This is a genomic window from Rhabdaerophilum sp., assembly GCF_046092605.1.
In the GTDB taxonomy this organism is placed as follows: Bacteria; Pseudomonadota; Alphaproteobacteria; order Rhizobiales; family Beijerinckiaceae; genus Rhabdaerophilum.
Genome location: NZ_JBJTDY010000162.1, coordinates 1 through 15441, shown reverse-complemented (window position 1 = coordinate 15441; position 15441 = coordinate 1). Strand labels below are relative to the sequence as shown.

The window sequence follows — 15441 nt, the reverse complement described above, 5'->3', positions numbered from 1 at the left end:
AAGCATGCCGAGGGGCGAACTCTCTAAACTCCGGCCCGCGACACCGGGCCTCTGCGCGCTCCCGGCTCGACCAAGGTTGAGCTGTTGCACGGATTTACCACCGCCCCGCATTCCCATAAGACCCGTCGGAACGGGCGGGGGAGACCCTGCCGGGGCGGTGGTAAATCCGTGCAACAGCTCAACCTTGGTCGAGCCGGGAGCGCGCAGAGGCCCGGTGTCGCGGGCCGGAATTTAGAGAGTTCGCCCCTCGGCATGCTTCAATGCCAGCACCATCAGGCGCTCCGGCGCATCGTTCAACTCGCGAACCAGCGCGAACAGCAGAGCCGGCAGCGCAGGCGATGGCGCATCGGCCACGAGACCGAGGAACCATTCAAGATCGGTCTCGCTCATTTCGCCGAAGGGCTGGCGCTGCCAGACGAGAAAGCCCACCAGCGCCTCGATGAGGAAGGCGCGCCATTCCGGACCCGATTCGGCGCCGGAATGATCGAGCATGAGCAGATATTCCGCTTCCTCGCGCGAGCCGACCGCCCCAGAGCCGCGGGGATCGAGATGCAACTCGTGATGCAATGCGGGCGCAAGCGCCTCCAGAACGGCGCTCGGTTCGAATTTCGCGGGGCTCGCCATTTCCGGCTCCCTTGCCTTATTCAGGAGACGGCGCGGCAAGGCGCGGCTCCCGGTTCCCGAATGGCGGCGGATGCGATCACCGATCCCCGCCGCGCCGATTGTTTGTCGTCTTCCCTGCGGAGGCTTCGCGCCTCTCGTCCTGCCAAGAATGGCGCTGCAATTGTTGCGCAAACCTTGCGGAAATCGGGCTGTTTTGCGGCCGGTGAATCGTTTCGCCTCAAGAAAACGTGAACGAGACCCAGTGGAACGCCCTCGAGCGCGCGTGATTTCCCGATTTGCAGCCTGCCCCCCCGCATGCGAAAAGAAGGCTGGGGAGTGCAAGCAGGAATCGCACACATGGCATATTCGGCCGAGAACCGGGCCGCGCGGCTGCTCGAACGCACCCGCCTCGTCGACGGGCCTAATGATCTCCCCTATGTCATCTGGCGCCACCGCGACGCCCGGGGTGACGCGCGGGTCTGGGATCTGGCGCGAGAGCATCCCGAGCATGATACCGATATTCCGAAGCTCCGCGCGGGCCAGGTCGCGACGCAAATCTTCACGGCCTTCATTCCGACCGCCGAGAACGATCCCTTGTGCGCGCGCCTCGAGGTGATCGACGTCATGCTCCAGATGGAGCAGGCCTGGCCGGAAGCCTTCCATCCAGTGCTGGAGCCACGCGACATCGCGCGAGCCCGCAAGGCCGGGAAGATCGGCCTTCTCAAGGCGGTGGAGGGCCTTGTGGGCGTGGACAACCTCGCCCATCTGCGGCTGTTCCACGCCATGGGCATCCGGCTCGTCACGCTTTGCCACAACGAGACCCTGCCCTTCATCGACAGCGCCACGGACGTGCCCGGCAAGCAGCCGCTCAACGAATTCGGACGGGCCATCATCGGCGAGATGGAGCGCCTCGGGCTGATCATCGATCTCGCGCATGTTTCCCCGCTGTCCCAGCATGCCGTGATGGACGTGGCGACGGGGCCCGTCATCATCAGCCATGCCAATGCGCATGCGCTGTGCCCGCATCCGCGGAACGCACCCGATGACGTGATGCGGCGCATCGCCGATGGCGGCGGCATGGTGATGGCCACCTTCGTGCCGGTCTTCCTGTCGCCGGAGGTCTACAGCGCAATGCGGCCGGCCATGGACAGGTTCGGCAAGGCCTTGCCCGACATGAACCGCACCGCCTACCAGGAGACCAAGCGTTCCGCCTTCGCCCATTTCGGCACCCGCGACGGGGTGCAATGGCTTTGCGACCACCTCGACCACATGAAAAATCTCATCGGGGCCGAGGCCATCGGCATCGGCTCGGATCTGTATGGTGGACCGAAGCCGCCGGGCCTCGAGGATGCCTCGACCTTTCCGAGGATCTTCGCGGAACTCATCCGCCGCAAATGGAAGACACGCGAGCTGGAAATGCTCGCCGGCGGCAATTTCGAGCGGGTCTGGCGGGCGCTGCACCGACCGGACATCCGGCACTCGGGCTAGCGACCGACCATGGCCGAGCAACCCCGGACCACACCACCCGCCCGGCAGAAAGCCGGACAGCCGCTCATCGTCGGAGCGGGTCCGGTCGGGCTGACGGCTGCGCTCAAGCTCGCGCAGGCGAAGCATGCGGTGCGCATCATCGACCGGAACCCGTCCCCGAACGCGGAGAGCCGCGCGCTGCTGATGAGCCATAATGCGCTCGCGCAGCTGCACGATACGGGCCTCGCGGGAAAGCTCCTCGGCGTCGGGCACGTTGTGCGCGGGATGAAACTCACCATCAATGGCAAGCCCAAGGCGCAACTGGAATTCGATTTCTTCCCGCACAAGCTCAAGGGCTTGCTGGTCGTTCCGCAGAACCTTACCGAGCGCATTCTGGCGGATGCCTTGCGGGAAATGGGCGTCGTGGTGGAGCGGCGCACGGAACTTGTGCAAGCGACGATGAACCCGCAAGGCGGTGACGTCCAGCTCAAGACCGGCGATGCCTACGAGACCTGCCACGTCTCCTGGCTGATCGGAGCCGATGGCGCGCAATCCGATCTGCGCAAGATGCTCGATTTCGAGTTGAAGGGCAGCGCCCCGGCTTCGAAATGGAGCATGATCGATATCGATCTCGGCGAGCAAGCCGATCCGAACCGCATGGAGATCCGCATCGCCAGGCAAGCGCCGACATTGATCCGCATCCCCATGGGGCATGGCAGGCACCGGGTGATGTGCCTCGCGGCGGATGTCCGGGAGATGATCCCTGATCACTGGCAAGCCGGCCGCATTCACTGGCAAGCCTGGTTCGATGCGGTGCAGCGCAACACCGAAAGCCGCATCAACGGCCGGGCAGCCATTATCGGGGATGCCGCGCATCAGAACCTGCCGCTCGGCTGCCGCGGCATGAATCTCGGCATCGAGGATGCGGTGACGCTGACCGAGATCATCAACGATGTGGCCAGTCAGGAAATCAAGGTGCTCGCCTCCGGAAGGGATGAGCAATCCCGCACGCTCTTCCGTGGATGGGAGCGCGATCGCGTGGCGCGGACGCGCGCCAGCCTCGCGGTTTCCCGACGCATGGAGACGCTGGTGACCCGGCCGACAGGCTGGCAACTCTTCAAGCTGCCGCTGGCCCTGCGCTTCATCGGGCTTTTGCCCGCCTTGCGCCGCGAGGCGCTCTCGCTGCTGACCGATCTGCGTCAGTAGGCGATCAGCAGCGGCACAGATGCGCCCTCGGTCAGCTCCACCGTCACACCGCCGAACAGAAATTCGCGCAGGCGGGAATGCCCGAAGCCGCCCATGACGATCAGATCGGCATCGGCGCGGATGGCATGGCCATCGAGCACCGAGCCCACGCTCGTGCCCCTGGCCGAAAGCGAGGCAAGCGTCGTCGTCACCCCCTTATGGGCAAGATGCCGGGCGAGATCCGCGCCGGGCAGCGCATTCGAGAGATCCTTCTCGCCATCCACGGACACAATTTCCGCCATCTCGATGCTGGGGAACAGGGCCAGCGCATCACCCACGGCACGGGCGGCGTGGGCGGAGCCATCCCAGCCCACGACGATCCGCCTTGGATGGACCGCCATGGTCTTCCTGGTGACCGCGACGAGGATCGGCCGACCTGAATGGAACAGGGCCTCCTCCAGAATGAGGTCCTTTGTGTCCAGTGCGGCACCGGGCTGATCGAGCACGACGAGATCGGTTGCGCGCGCCAGCCGCACAGCCTCCTCCGTGACGATGTCCACATGGTTCAGGATCAGGCGGACGGTGCCATTCACGCCGTCACGGCGCAGCTTCTCGCGCAAGGATTCCGCCAGCGCGGCACCTCTGATCCTGACTTTCTCGTTGATCTCCTCGACCATGGGCCCGACATAGCCCGCCCCGATGGGCGAAAAAGGAACGCTGGCCTTCGCGGCGACGATGGTGACGAGCAGATGCGCATCCCGAGGCGCGGCGAGCGTGATCGCATCCCGGACCGCGACCGAGGAGCCTTCCTCTGTCAGCCGGATGATGCAGGACAAGGACGAGAGGGGCGAGATCCTGCGGGACATGGGCTCCTCCTTGCGCGGTCATGTCACTGATCGCATGTCAAGCAGGAACCTTCCCTGCGCTGGATCAAGGCCCCGGGCCGGGCAGGCGGCTTTCGCGGCCCCGGTTCCGCTCAGAGCAGAATATCGTGCTTGCGCCAGGGCCGCTCGACCTTCTTGGTGCGCAGCAAGGCCAGCGCACGGGCAATGCGCCGGCGCGTGGAATGCGGCATGATCACCTCGTCGATATAGCCGCGCTCGGCCGCGATGAAGGGCGACATGAAGCGGTCCTCGTATTCCTTCGTCTTCTCGGCGATTTCCTCGGGCGTGCCGCCGCGGAAGATGATCTCCACTGCACCCTTGGCACCCATCACGGCGATCTGCGCCGAGGGCCAGGCATAGTTCACGTCGCCGCCGATATGCTTCGAGGCCATCACGTCATAGGCGCCGCCATAGGCTTTCCGCGTGATGCAGGTGACGAGCGGCACGGTGCACTGGCTATAGGCGAAAAGCAGTTTTGCGCCATGCTTGATCAGCCCGCCATATTCCTGCGCCGTGCCCGGCAGGAAGCCCGGCACATCCACGAAGGTCACGATCGGAATTTCGAAGCTGTCGCAGAAGCGCACGAAGCGCGCGGCCTTGCGGGAAGCGTCGCTGTCGAGAACGCCCGCGAGCACCATCGGCTGGTTCGCCACGAACCCCACCGTGCGGCCTTCGATGCGGCCGAAGCCGGTGACGATGTTGCCGGCGTGCTTCGCGCCGACCTCGAAGAAATCGCCCTCATCCACGACCTTCAGGATGAGTTCCTTGATGTCATAGGGCTTGTTCGGGTTGTCGGGGACGAGCGAGTCGAGGCTGTTCTCCACACGCGCCGGGTCATCGAAGCTTGGCCATTCCGGGCTGCCGGCCTGGTTGTTCGCCGGCAGGAAATCAATGAGCCGGCGCACCTGCAGCAAGGCTTCCACGTCGTTGTCGAAGGCGCCATCGGCGATGGAGGATTTCGTGGTGTGGATGGACGCGCCGCCGAGTTCCTCGTGGGAGACGATCTCGTTCGTCACCGTCTTCACCACATCCGGGCCGGTGACATACATATAGGAGGTCTCGCGGACCATGAAGATGAAATCGGTCATGGCGGGCGAATAGACATCACCGCCCGCGCAAGGCCCCATGATCAGCGAGATCTGCGGGATGACGCCCGAGGCTTCCACATTGCGGCGAAAAACCTCGGCATAGCCCGCAAGGCTCGCAACGCCCTCCTGTATGCGCGCGCCACCGGAATCATAAAGCCCGATGATCGGCGCGCGCATCTTCAGCGCCATGTCCTGCACCTTGTGGATCTTCTGCGCATGCGTCTCCGAAAGAGAGCCACCGAGAACAGTGAAATCCTTCGCAAACACGAAGACCGTACGGCCATTGACCGTGCCCCATCCGGTCACCACGCCATCGCCCGGCGATTTCGGGGCCTTGTCCATGCCGAAATCCACGCAGCGATGCTGCACGAACATGTCGAATTCCTCGAAGGAATGCTCGTCGAGCAGCAGTTCGATGCGCTCGCGCGCGGTGAGCTTGCCCTTCTGGTGCTGGGCGGCGATGCGCTTCTCGCCGCCACCGAGACGGGCCTCCGCGCGGCGCGCTTCGAGCTTGTCGAGAATATGCTTCATGCGCTGGCCCTCCCCGGCCGGACTGGCAATAGCGATAATCGGAAGCGATCGCGGCCGTCAAACGGGCGATAAGTCGTAAGCGCTCGCCCGATCCTGCACGAGGCAGGCCTTGAGGAAGGCGACATCCTGCGAAAGGTGGGCCGGTGCAAAGGCTCCGCGCAAGGCCTCCGCCGGGAGAGCCTCGAAAGCCGCGATGCCGCGCTCGACAAGCTGGCGCTTCCCCTCGCGCTCGCCAAGCGGGTTCAAGGCGGTGAAATAGGCGCAGGTCGCGATGTGGATCGGCAATCGGTTGCGCTCCGCCAGCGTGCAGATCTGCCGCACGCTCGCCACCGTGTAGCGATCGGCATGGGAGCGCATCAGCCAAGGAAGGCCCGTCATGGGAACCGTGGCCTGCACATCGCCCGCGACAGCGCGCTTGCGAGCCATTTCCAGCGCTTTGGGAATGTTGCCCGCCTCATTGACCATCACGCTGGCCGCGTCGATGTAAACCGCGACCAGCCGTTCGAAGCGTCTCCCGAGATCGCTGCAATCTGCCGCGCTCGCATCCGGCTGCTGCGCGCGTGCAACCGGCATGATAGCCAGCAATGCGAGGTGAAGAATGATCCGCCTCGCCATGCCCATCCTAGCCTCCCATCGCAAGCAGAAGCGCCGTCGCGGCCTTGAAATCCGTGAGGCGAAGGGCACGCCGCTCCGCCGTCTCCTCGTCGATGCCCCAGACGCTCGCCTCGTAATCGGCATCGCATTCGCCGGCATCGAAACCGGCCCGAGCATCAAGCGCGCCATCCGCCACCGCAATCGCGATGAGCGCGGAGCCGGAAACCGTGGTGAGCACGTGCAGCGCGGAAAGCGCGATCGGCTCGCTCACGGCCCAAAGCCGCGGCGAAAGCCGCTCCAGCGATTCCCCCGGCTGGTTCACGAAGGTGATTCCCTCCGACAGAAGAAAACCCGCGCCGTAACGCGCGCGGATATGCGCCAGCACAGGGTCCCAATGCTGCTTCTGTTGCTCCACAAGCCGCACGGGATCCCCCGCGCGATAGCAGACAAGATCGGAGGCCGCATATTTCAGGATATCCGCCCGCACCTCATCCATGGCCTGCGCCACGGAATCGAGCGCGGCATGCACGATGCGCGTCGCGGGCATGGTCGCGGGGTTGATCTCGGCGGTTTGCGCCGCCCATTCCGCCGCAAGCAGTTCGGCAACGGCAAGATTCGGGCCAGCGAGAATAGCCTTGCCCCTGGTGCGCGCCGGCCGCCCATCGAGCAACACCGCGTGACGCCCGCCAACCTCGCCGATGCTCACATCCCCGTAGAAGCGCTTCGGCAGGGGCGGCTTCATGCCGAGACGGGCCGCGCGGACGGGATCATCCTGCGCGGGGTCTCGCCCCCCATCGAACCAGTCGCGGATGAAATCGTTGCTCATGGCTCAGGGGATAGCCAAACCGCGCGCGCCTGTCACCCGGTGCGATCGTCTCAGCCGAAACGGGCAATCGCCGTGCTCAGGGCGTCAATATCCTCGACGATCTCGTTGGCACCCGTCTCGCGCAGGAGATCGACGCCCTGGAAGCCCCAGCTCACGCCAATGGCATGGGCTCCGGCGGCCTTCGCCATCTTCATGTCGAAGGAGCTGTCGCCGATCATCACGGTGCGCTCGGGCGCGATGCCCGTCTCCCGGCAGGCATTCTCGATCATGCCGGGATGGGGCTTCGATGGCGCGTCATCCGAGGTCTGGATGGTGCGAAAGACACCCTCCCAGCCATAGCTCCCGAGCACGGCCCGCACGCCGCGCTGCGATTTGCCCGTGGCGATGCCAAGGCAATGTGGCTCGCTTGCGGCCAGCTCGGCAAGCAAGGGCTTCACGCCGGGGAACAGCCGTTCCAGCTCCGCGCCTTGCGTGCGAAGCGCGTGAAAGGATTGCCGATAGGCCTCGGCCAGTTCCTCCACCGGGCCATGCTCGCCCACGAGTTCCACGAAAGCCTCGCGCAGCGAGAGCCCGACAATCGAAAGCCCCCGCTCGCGCGAGGGCACCGGCAGCCCGATGGCCGTGAAGGCCAGGCGCTGGCATTCGAGGATCATCTCGGCGGACTCGAGCAGGGTTCCATCGAGGTCGAACAGGAGAAGCGTGCGATTGGCCATCCCGGCCGCTTACACGCTTCCCCCGTTGGTTTCCAGCCTCAGCCGCGCCGCGGCCCCATGCAATCGCGCATGGCCTTGTGGAACGCGCGGGAGCCGTGCTCCAGCTTCTTTTCCTCCGACTGCTTGCGACATTCGACCATCTTCGCGAAATGCGGGTCCTTTTTCGCGAGGCAACCCTCCACCGCGTCGCGGCGTTCCTTTTCGGTCAGCTTCTGTTCGGCGAATTCCCTGCGGCATTCCTGCATCTGCGCGCGGTGCTCGCTGCGGCGGGCCTCGCGCCCGGCGCGCCGATCCTCACGGCGGTCGAGCCCTGCGCTCTCGCGCTTTTTCTCCACGCATTGGCGCAGGGCGTCGCGGCGCTCCGGCCCGCGCAGTTCACGGCTGACTTCGGCCCTGCAAGCCTCCATCATCTGGCGCTGGGTCATCGCCGGCGCGGCGGGTGCCGGTGCAGGCGGGGCGGATTGCGCCAGCGCGAAACCGGCCATCAGAATGGTGAGGCTCGCGCCGAGAGCCGCTTTGCGCAACACGGAATTCATCGTCATGGATTACCCCCTTCGAGTGATGATGATCAAAAGAACCGATCCCCATCCTGCCGAAGCGGATTTCACCGGAACATGACGCCGATCTGAAATCCTGGACAGGATGGCTCCGGGCGGAAAAGCCGGATCGCGCCATGCCCAAACCTATCGATCAACATGATTTTTCCAATCAGGAACTTTGTTTCAGAACAAAATACCATTCAAAGCCATGTTGAAAGAAAATTCTCTCGAACCAAGAGATCGGTCCTCCGCTCCTCTCCACCTCCTGCGACCCGGATTGGCGCGCAGAGGCGAGTTTCGGCCGCGCGGCTTAGAGCGCAAACCGATCTGATTGAATCAGATCTGGCGCTTACTCTTCTTGTTTTCGCATCCGCTTTTTCCGCCAACCGGTATCCACTTGGCGGGCGGATGCTCTAGCGTGAAGCTGTGGGCCAGGTTGTGGGCCGCTGCAGCGGCTCACTTCTCCGGAGCATCCTCGATCGGGTCATAGCTCGAGGTATCGAAGCCAAGCAGGTTCCAGCTCTGCTGCATATGTGGCGGCAGGGGTGCCGAGACATCCACCATCTTGTTCTCGCGCGGATGGGGGATCACGATGCGCCGCGCGAGAAGGTGCAGCTTCTGCTGAATGCCGCCGGGCAATTCCCAGTTCTCGCGGTTGAAATATTTCGGATCACCGATGATCGGATGGCCGATCTCGGCGGCGTGCACGCGCAGCTGATGCATGCGCCCCGTCACCGGCTTCAGCGACAGCCAGGAGAGCTTCTGGCCCGCCGTTTCCACCACGGCATAATAGGTCAGCGCGTGATCGGCGCCCTCGTCACCGTGCCGGGCGACCTTCATCTTCTGGTCGCCATATTCGTCCTCGCCCTTGGCGAGCCAGGTCGAGATACGGCCCTGCTTCACGCGCGGGACGCCGGAGCAGAGCGCCCAGTAGATCTTTCGTGCCGCGCGCGAGCGGAACGTTGCGGCCAGCGTGGAGGCCGCAAGCCTCGTCTTCGCGATGATCAGGCAGCCAGCGGTATCCTTGTCGAGGCGGTGCACGAGGCGCGGCTTCTGGCCATCCTTGTCGCGCATCACCTCCAGAAGGCCGTCGACATGCCGCGTGGTGCCCGAACCACCCTGCACCGCGAGGCCATGCGGCTTGTTCAGCACCATCATGTCGCGGTCTTCATAGAGAATGATGGATTTCAGGAATTCCAGATCATCCGCCATTTTCCGGCTGGAAACGGGGCGCGCAGTCGCTTCGCCCTTCGGCGCGGAGATGCGGGTATCCCCGCCCTTTGGGCCGGCCTCGCGGATGCCATCGCGCGGGGCTTCCAGGAGTTCGGGCTTCTGCATCGGGGGGATGCGGATCACCTGCCCCGGCTCGATGCGCGTCTCGGCCCTGGCGCGCGCGCCATCGACCCGCACCTGCCCGGTGCGAAGCAGCTTCTGAAGGTGACCAAAAGCGAGATCCGGGAAATGCGCCTTGAACCAGCGATCAAGCCGCATCCCGGTTTCATCGTCCTTCACGTGACGGGTTGTAACGCCGGCCATGATTCTCCTGCCATGAATCTCCTGCCATGATTACCTCGCCCATCCCGCGCCGAGCCACAGCCCAAGCGCCACAGCCGCCAGCGATCCCATCACCGACAGGCCGACATAAACCAGCGCCAGGCCGCTCGCCTCGCGCATCCACAGGCCTGCGGCTTCCAGCGCGAAAGCGGAGAAGGTCGTATAGCCCCCGAGCACGCCCGTCATCAGCAGGAAGCGCGCATCCACCCCGCCCGCATCAGCCGGCAGGAGCAGGCGCGCCAGAAGGCCCATCAGAAAGCAGCCGACGAGGTTCACGGCCAACGTCCCCATCGGGAAGCCCGTGCCGAACAGCCGCGTCGCGCCCAGCCCCGTGAGCCAGCGCAGCACGGAACCCGCTCCCCCGCCGAGAAAGATGAGAAAAGCCGTTTGCATCCGGCCCTTGTGACAGGCGAAGAAGCGGGCGGCAAGCGTTGAACACGGACTCCCGCTTCACGCGATGAAGCAAGCCGAAGCGGGCCCGGTTCGAGGCACCGCGCAGGAACGACGCCCTCGCGATCCTCGCAAAGGCGAGCCAGGATGCGGCCACCGGCTCGGCCGGCAGCCGGTGGGATGATCCCCATCACGATGAGAACGCGAGGTTTCACCGGCAAGGACGCGCCCGCTCATTCACCTCTGCGCTCCCTCCGCAGACGCTCCCAGAATTCCAGCCGCTTCAGGATCTCGCGCTCGAAGCCACGTTCGGGCGGCCGGTAGAAATTCTGGCGGCCCAGCTTTTCCGGCCAATAATCCTGCCCTGAGAAGGCATGCGGCTCATCATGGTCATAGGCATAGCCCGAACCATAGCCCTCGTTCTTCATCAGCCTGGTCGGCGCGTTGAGAATGGTCTTCGGCGGCATCAGGGATCCCGCATCCTTCGCGACCCGGCTCGCGGCCTTGAAGGCGACATAAGCTGCATTCGATTTCGGCGCTGTCGCAAGATAGAGAACGCAATTGGCCAGCGCGAGTTCACCTTCGGGTGAACCGAGTTGTTCGAAAGCATCTGCTGCCGCGCGGGCATGGATCAGCGCCTGCGGGTCGGCGAGGCCGATATCCTCGACAGCCATCCGCACCAGGCGCCGCGCGAGAAAACGTGGATCTTCTCCCGCCTCGACCATGCGGCAGAAATAATAGAGCGCGGCATCAGGATCAGAACCGCGCACGCATTTGTGGAGCGCGGAGACGAGATTGTAATGCCCCTCCTCCGCCTTGTCGTAGAGCGGGGCGCGACGCTGGAGGGCCGCCGCGAGCGCGGCCTCATCCATCACCTCGCCGGGTTTCGCCGCCCGCCAGACATCCTCGGCGAGCGTGAGGATCGCGCGGCCATCGCCATCGGCCATGCCGAGCAGCGCGCAGCGGGCCGCCGCTGTCAGCGGCAGGGGCTCGCCCATATTCGCTTCGGCGCGCGCGAGAAGCAGCTCCAGCGCCGCCTCATCCAGCGCGCGGAAGGTAAGCACGCGCGCGCGGGAAAGAAGCGCGGAATTCAGCGCGAAACTGGGATTTTCGGTCGTGGCGCCAATCAGCGTGACGGTGCCATCCTCCATCACCGGCAGGAAGCTATCCTGCTGCGCCTTGTTGAAGCGGTGGATCTCATCCACGAAAAGCAGCGTGCCCTGCCCCGTCTGGCAGCGCAGGCGCGCGGCCTCGAAGGCCTTCTTGAGGTCGGCGACACCCGAGAAGATCGCCGAGATCGGCTCGAAGGCATAGGCCGGGCGGCTTGCGGCGAGCGCGCGGGCGAAGCTGGTCTTGCCCGTGCCCGGCGGACCCCAGAGGATCAGCGAGGGAAGGTCTGGCGCTTCGAGCAGGCGCGCGATGGCACCGCCCTCGCCGGTGAGGTGCTCCTGCCCGACGAGATCGCCCACATCGCGCGGGCGCAGGCGATCCGCGAGGGGCCGCGCGGGCGCTTCCATAATCAGCCGCCGAGGGTCGTGGTCAGCGTCTGCCCGTCGCGATTGAACACGATGCGCCACAGAGAGGTGCGGCTGCGCGCGGCACGGTCCAGCGAGGCCGTGTCCGACAGGCGCTGGCCGTTGATCGCCAGCAGCACGTCGCCCGGCTGGAAACCGACCTGCTCGGCCGTGGAGCCGGCCTCGACCGCGCTCACGATCACCCCGTCATCCATGCCGCTGACCGAGAATTCCTCCCGCGTGGCGGGCGAGTTGTTCACAACCGTGAGGCCACGAAACGGCGAGGCAGCGGCAACCGTCACCGGTTGGCGCGGGGGCACTTCCGGCGCGCCCTTCAGCGCCACGGTCACCTCCTGCGTCTTGCCCGCGCGCAGGATCACCATCTTCACCGTGCCGCCCACGGGCCTTGTCGCAAAGCGGAAGCCGAAGCCATCGGGATCATCGATCGCATGGCCATCGACCTTGGTAATGACATCCAGGCGACGCAGGCCCGCCGCCTCGGCGGGGCCACCGGGCACAAGATTCGCAACAAGGGCGCCGACGGGGCGCGAGAGCGCCAGCGTTTCCGCCAGTTCCGGCGTCACCGGCTGCAACGACGCGCCGAACCAGGGCCGGCGCACCACGCCGCCGCCCTCGCGTGCGCTGGCCAGAACGCCCACCACCATATTGGCGGGAATCGCAAATCCAATGCCGTGGCTACCGCCGGAACGCGAGAAGATCGCCGTATTGATCCCCATCACGCGACCCGCCATATCCACCAGTGCTCCGCCGGAATTGCCGGGATTGATGGCAGCATCGGTCTGCAGGAAGAACTGGTAATCGGAAATCCCGACCTGGGTGCGCGCCACCGCCGAGATGATGCCCTGCGTCACGGTCTGTCCCACGCCAAAGGGGTTGCCGATGGCGAGCACGAGATCGCCCACCTCGAGTTCATCGGAATTGCCAAGATCGAGGAAGGGGAAATCCGCTCCGCCCTTCAGCTTCAGCACGGCGAGATCGGTCTTGGGGTCCCGGAGAACCAGGCTCGCCTCATATTCCCGACGATCGGCCAGCGAGACCTTGATCTCGTTCATTCCCTCGATGACATGGTTGTTGGTGACCACGAGGCCATCCTTGGCGAGGATCACGCCCGAGCCAACGGACTGACGCGCGCGCTCCGGCGCGCCGCCGAAGAAGCGCTCGAAAAAAGGATCGCCCTCGAACGGGTTGCGCGCGCGATTCGAGCGCTGGGAAGCGTAGATGTTCACCACTGCCGGCGCGACCTTCTTTACCACCGGCGCGAAGGACAGGCTGATCTCGGCCTTGCTCGCGGGCGGGCGGGCCTCGCCACGGCGCAGGAAATCCAGAGGACCCTGTGCATGGGCCTGCCCCATACCGAGGCAAGCCAGGACCAGCAATGCGGAAAAAATCCGCCAACACCCTAATCTACAGGTTGTGCCCTTCATGACTTCATAACCTTGAACATGCCACGGTTGTGCCAGGGAGAGAATCTGCCGATTGATCACTCAGCTTGTCTACACCAGTTCCGCGACCTTTGATCCAGCATCGAAAGCGGGATCGCTTCATATCGCGCAAATTCTTGAAACGGCCCGGAGGCACAACAGTCAAGCCGGTCTCAGCGGCTTCCTGCTGGTCGGTGGCGACTGGTTCGCGCAAGTACTCGAGGGAGAAGCCGCGGCCATCACAGGATTGTTCCGACGCATCCTGTTCGATCACCGGCACACGAATGTGCGGCTGGTCGAGATTCGCGTGGCCCGCGAGAGGCTCTTCGGCGAATGGACGATGGGGTCAACGGTCGAACCCCTCTACAACCTGCCGCTCTCACCGATGATAAAACCGAGCCCGCCCGACCGCCTCGATTTTCCGTTCGACCGCATCATCGCCTGCGCCATGCACGAGGCGCAGCGCCTGCGCGAAACCAGCGCCAAGGGATGATCCGGGCACGAAAAAGGCGGCCGAGGCCGCCTTGATCACCCTGGAAGGGTCAGCGCATCAGGCCGCTTCGGCGGGAGCCTTCTCGGCGGCACGGGCCTTGTCGGCCTTGCCCTTGGCATCGACATCACGATCCACGAACTCGATCACGGCCATCGGAGCGGAATCGCCGTAGCGGAAGCCGGCCTTCAGCACGCGCGTATAGCCACCGTTGCGCGAAGCGTAGCGGGGGGCGAGCACATCGAAGAGCTTCTTCACGAGTTCCGCGTCGCGCAGTTCGGCAATCGCCTGGCGGCGGGCAGTGAGATCGCCCTTCTTGCCGAGCGTCACGAGCTTTTCGACGACCGGACGAAGATCCTTCGCCTTGGGCAGCGTGGTGACGATCTGCTCGTGATTGATGAGAGCCTGCGCAAGATTGGCGAACATCGCCTTGCGATGGCTGGAGGTGCGCGAGAAGCGACGACCGCGGAAACCGTGACGCATGGACCTTACTCCATTTCAGCCAGCCACCGTGTCAAGGAATGGCTGCGTTTCTTGATTGTCCCGCCTCCGCGACCGGGAGGCGGAAAAGGCTCAGTAATGCTCTTCGAAGCGCTTGGCGAGATCTTCGATGTTCTCCGGCGGCCAGCCCGGCACTTCCATGCCGAGATGCAGGCCCATCTGCGCGAGAACTTCCTTGATCTCGTTGAGGGATTTGCGGCCGAAATTCGGGGTGCGGAGCATCTCCGCTTCCGACTTCTGAATGAGGTCGCCGATATAGACGATGTTGTCGTTCTTCAGGCAGTTCGCCGAACGGACCGAAAGTTCGAGCTCGTCGACCTTCTTCAGCAGGGCCGGGTTGAAGGCGAGATCCGGAATGGCCGGAGCGGCCTCCTGCTTCTTCGGCTCCTCGAAATTGAGGAAGATGTCGAGCTGGTCCTGCAGAATGCGCGCCGAGAAAGCGAGCGCATCCTCCGGGCTCACCGAACCATCGGTCTCGATGGTCATGGTCAACTTGTCGTAATCGAGGATCTGGCCCGACCGGGTGTTCTCGACGCGATAAGAAACCTTGCGCACCGGGGAGAACAGGCTGTCAACCGGGATGAGGCCGATCATGGCGTCTTCCGGACGATTGCGCTCGGCCGGGACATAACCCTTTCCGCCGGTGACATGGAGTTCCATGCGGATCTCGGCGCCGTCATCGAGCGTGCAGATCTCAAGTTCCGGGTTCAGGACCTGGATGTCGCCGGTCACGCCGATATCGCCGGCGGTCACGACGCCGGGACCCTGCTTGCGAAGCATGAGGCGCTTGGTGCCATCGCCGCCCATCTTGAGCGAAATGTCCTTCACGTTCAGCACGATGTCGGTCACGTCCTCGCGGACGCCGGAGATCGAGGAGAATTCGTGCAGCACACCATCGATATGGATCGCGGTGACCGCCGCGCCTTGCAGCGAGGACAGCAGAACGCGACGCAGCGCATTGCCGAGCGTCATGCCAAAACCGCGCTCGAGCGGCTCGGCCACGACGGTCGCCACGCGGCCGGCATCGTCGCCCGGGGTGACCTCGAGCTTCTTCGGCTTGATCAGTTCCTGCCAATTCTTCTGGATCACGTGCAAACCTCTCGACGGATACGGAACGGCC

At 64.6% G+C, this 15441-nt stretch carries 16 protein-coding genes; 3 read left to right on the top strand and 13 right to left on the bottom strand.

Translation table 11 applies throughout. The annotated features are described in order from the left end of the window. Positions 1-231: 231 nt before the first annotated feature. Entirely contained in the window at positions 232-624 is a 393-nt protein-coding gene (locus tag ACKODO_RS12645) for a hypothetical protein (protein WP_408983793.1), read from the bottom strand. A 336-nt stretch (positions 625-960) separates the two neighbouring features. Between ACKODO_RS12645 and ACKODO_RS12640 the strand changes: the two genes are divergently transcribed. Together ACKODO_RS12640 and ACKODO_RS12635 are read left to right on the top strand one after the other, a co-directional pair. After that, positions 961-2091: a dipeptidase gene (locus ACKODO_RS12640; RefSeq protein ID WP_408983792.1), complete on the top strand. Its 1131-nt coding sequence runs from the start codon at positions 961-963 to the stop codon at positions 2089-2091. 9 nt (positions 2092-2100) lie between these two features. Then, positions 2101-3276: an FAD-dependent oxidoreductase gene (locus ACKODO_RS12635; RefSeq protein ID WP_408983791.1), complete on the top strand. Its 1176-nt coding sequence runs from the start codon at positions 2101-2103 to the stop codon at positions 3274-3276. Here the strand turns inward: ACKODO_RS12635 and ACKODO_RS12630 are convergent. The 10 genes from ACKODO_RS12630 to ACKODO_RS12585 form a co-directional block, all read right to left on the bottom strand. Further along, a complete protein-coding gene (locus tag ACKODO_RS12630) occupies positions 3270-4121 on the bottom strand; it encodes a universal stress protein (RefSeq protein WP_408983790.1) in 852 nt (283 codons plus the stop codon). The genes ACKODO_RS12635 and ACKODO_RS12630 overlap by 7 nt on opposite strands. Before the next feature lie 110 nt (positions 4122-4231). Next, positions 4232-5758, bottom strand: coding sequence for an acyl-CoA carboxylase subunit beta (locus ACKODO_RS12625; protein WP_408983789.1), 1527 nt, complete (start codon positions 5756-5758; stop codon positions 4232-4234). Between the two features lie 57 nt (positions 5759-5815). Then, positions 5816-6373 (bottom strand): hypothetical protein, encoded by a 558-nt coding sequence (locus ACKODO_RS12620; protein ID WP_408983788.1) that lies wholly within the window; start codon positions 6371-6373, stop codon positions 5816-5818. Between the two features lie 7 nt (positions 6374-6380). Further along, a complete protein-coding gene (locus ACKODO_RS12615) occupies positions 6381-7178 on the bottom strand; it encodes an ATP12 family chaperone protein (RefSeq protein ID WP_408983787.1) in 798 nt (265 codons plus the stop codon). Positions 7179-7228: 50 nt separating this feature from the next. Next, on the bottom strand, positions 7229-7891 hold the full coding sequence (locus ACKODO_RS12610; RefSeq protein ID WP_408983786.1) for an HAD-IA family hydrolase: 663 nt from the start codon (positions 7889-7891) through the stop codon (positions 7229-7231). Positions 7892-7929: 38 nt separating this feature from the next. Continuing rightward, on the bottom strand, positions 7930-8433 hold the full coding sequence (locus ACKODO_RS12605; protein ID WP_408983785.1) for a hypothetical protein: 504 nt from the start codon (positions 8431-8433) through the stop codon (positions 7930-7932). A 453-nt stretch (positions 8434-8886) separates the two neighbouring features. Beyond that, complete coding sequence (locus ACKODO_RS12600; protein ID WP_408983784.1) at positions 8887-9966, bottom strand: pseudouridine synthase; 1080 nt, start codon at positions 9964-9966, stop codon at positions 8887-8889. 30 nt (positions 9967-9996) lie between these two features. Beyond that, a complete protein-coding gene (gene crcB, locus ACKODO_RS12595; RefSeq protein ID WP_408983783.1) occupies positions 9997-10377 on the bottom strand; it encodes a fluoride efflux transporter CrcB in 381 nt (126 codons plus the stop codon). A gap of 230 nt (positions 10378-10607) precedes the next feature. Beyond that, positions 10608-11891 (bottom strand): replication-associated recombination protein A, encoded by a 1284-nt coding sequence (locus ACKODO_RS12590; protein WP_408983782.1) that lies wholly within the window; start codon positions 11889-11891, stop codon positions 10608-10610. A gap of 2 nt (positions 11892-11893) precedes the next feature. Beyond that, positions 11894-13333, bottom strand: a complete 1440-nt coding sequence (locus tag ACKODO_RS12585; RefSeq protein ID WP_408983781.1) for a Do family serine endopeptidase — start codon at positions 13331-13333, stop codon at positions 11894-11896. A 52-nt stretch (positions 13334-13385) separates the two neighbouring features. On the opposite strand from ACKODO_RS12585, the gene ACKODO_RS12580 reads away from it, so the two are divergent. Further along, the gene (locus tag ACKODO_RS12580) at positions 13386-13823 is read left to right on the top strand and encodes a BLUF domain-containing protein (protein ID WP_408983780.1); all 438 of its coding nucleotides are present in this window, start codon (positions 13386-13388) and stop codon (positions 13821-13823) included. Positions 13824-13880: 57 nt separating this feature from the next. Here ACKODO_RS12580 and rplQ read toward each other — a convergent pair whose 3' ends face one another. Together rplQ and ACKODO_RS12570 are read right to left on the bottom strand one after the other, a co-directional pair. After that, complete coding sequence (rplQ, locus tag ACKODO_RS12575; RefSeq protein WP_408983779.1) at positions 13881-14303, bottom strand: 50S ribosomal protein L17; 423 nt, start codon at positions 14301-14303, stop codon at positions 13881-13883. Positions 14304-14393: 90 nt separating this feature from the next. Beyond that, positions 14394-15410: a DNA-directed RNA polymerase subunit alpha gene (locus ACKODO_RS12570; protein WP_408983794.1), complete on the bottom strand. Its 1017-nt coding sequence runs from the start codon at positions 15408-15410 to the stop codon at positions 14394-14396. Positions 15411-15441: the final 31 nt, after the last annotated feature.

What these genes read in the sequence shown, in the direction of transcription:
- ACKODO_RS12645 (WP_408983793.1), bottom strand. Translation starts at nt 624, where the DNA reads ATGGCGAGCCCCGCGAAATTCGAACCGAGCGCCGTTCTGGAGGCGCTT.
- ACKODO_RS12640 (WP_408983792.1), top strand. Translation starts at nt 961, where the DNA reads ATGGCATATTCGGCCGAGAACCGGGCCGCGCGGCTGCTCGAACGCACC.
- ACKODO_RS12635 (WP_408983791.1), top strand. Translation starts at nt 2,101, where the DNA reads ATGGCCGAGCAACCCCGGACCACACCACCCGCCCGGCAGAAAGCCGGA.
- ACKODO_RS12630 (WP_408983790.1), bottom strand. Translation starts at nt 4,121, where the DNA reads ATGTCCCGCAGGATCTCGCCCCTCTCGTCCTTGTCCTGCATCATCCGG.
- ACKODO_RS12625 (WP_408983789.1), bottom strand. Translation starts at nt 5,758, where the DNA reads ATGAAGCATATTCTCGACAAGCTCGAAGCGCGCCGCGCGGAGGCCCGT.
- ACKODO_RS12620 (WP_408983788.1), bottom strand. Translation starts at nt 6,373, where the DNA reads ATGGCGAGGCGGATCATTCTTCACCTCGCATTGCTGGCTATCATGCCG.
- ACKODO_RS12615 (WP_408983787.1), bottom strand. Translation starts at nt 7,178, where the DNA reads ATGAGCAACGATTTCATCCGCGACTGGTTCGATGGGGGGCGAGACCCC.
- ACKODO_RS12610 (WP_408983786.1), bottom strand. Translation starts at nt 7,891, where the DNA reads ATGGCCAATCGCACGCTTCTCCTGTTCGACCTCGATGGAACCCTGCTC.
- ACKODO_RS12605 (WP_408983785.1), bottom strand. Translation starts at nt 8,433, where the DNA reads ATGACGATGAATTCCGTGTTGCGCAAAGCGGCTCTCGGCGCGAGCCTC.
- ACKODO_RS12600 (WP_408983784.1), bottom strand. Translation starts at nt 9,966, where the DNA reads ATGGCCGGCGTTACAACCCGTCACGTGAAGGACGATGAAACCGGGATG.
- crcB (WP_408983783.1), bottom strand. Translation starts at nt 10,377, where the DNA reads ATGCAAACGGCTTTTCTCATCTTTCTCGGCGGGGGAGCGGGTTCCGTG.
- ACKODO_RS12590 (WP_408983782.1), bottom strand. Translation starts at nt 11,891, where the DNA reads ATGGAAGCGCCCGCGCGGCCCCTCGCGGATCGCCTGCGCCCGCGCGAT.
- ACKODO_RS12585 (WP_408983781.1), bottom strand. Translation starts at nt 13,333, where the DNA reads ATGAAGGGCACAACCTGTAGATTAGGGTGTTGGCGGATTTTTTCCGCA.
- rplQ (WP_408983779.1), bottom strand. Translation starts at nt 14,303, where the DNA reads ATGCGTCACGGTTTCCGCGGTCGTCGCTTCTCGCGCACCTCCAGCCAT.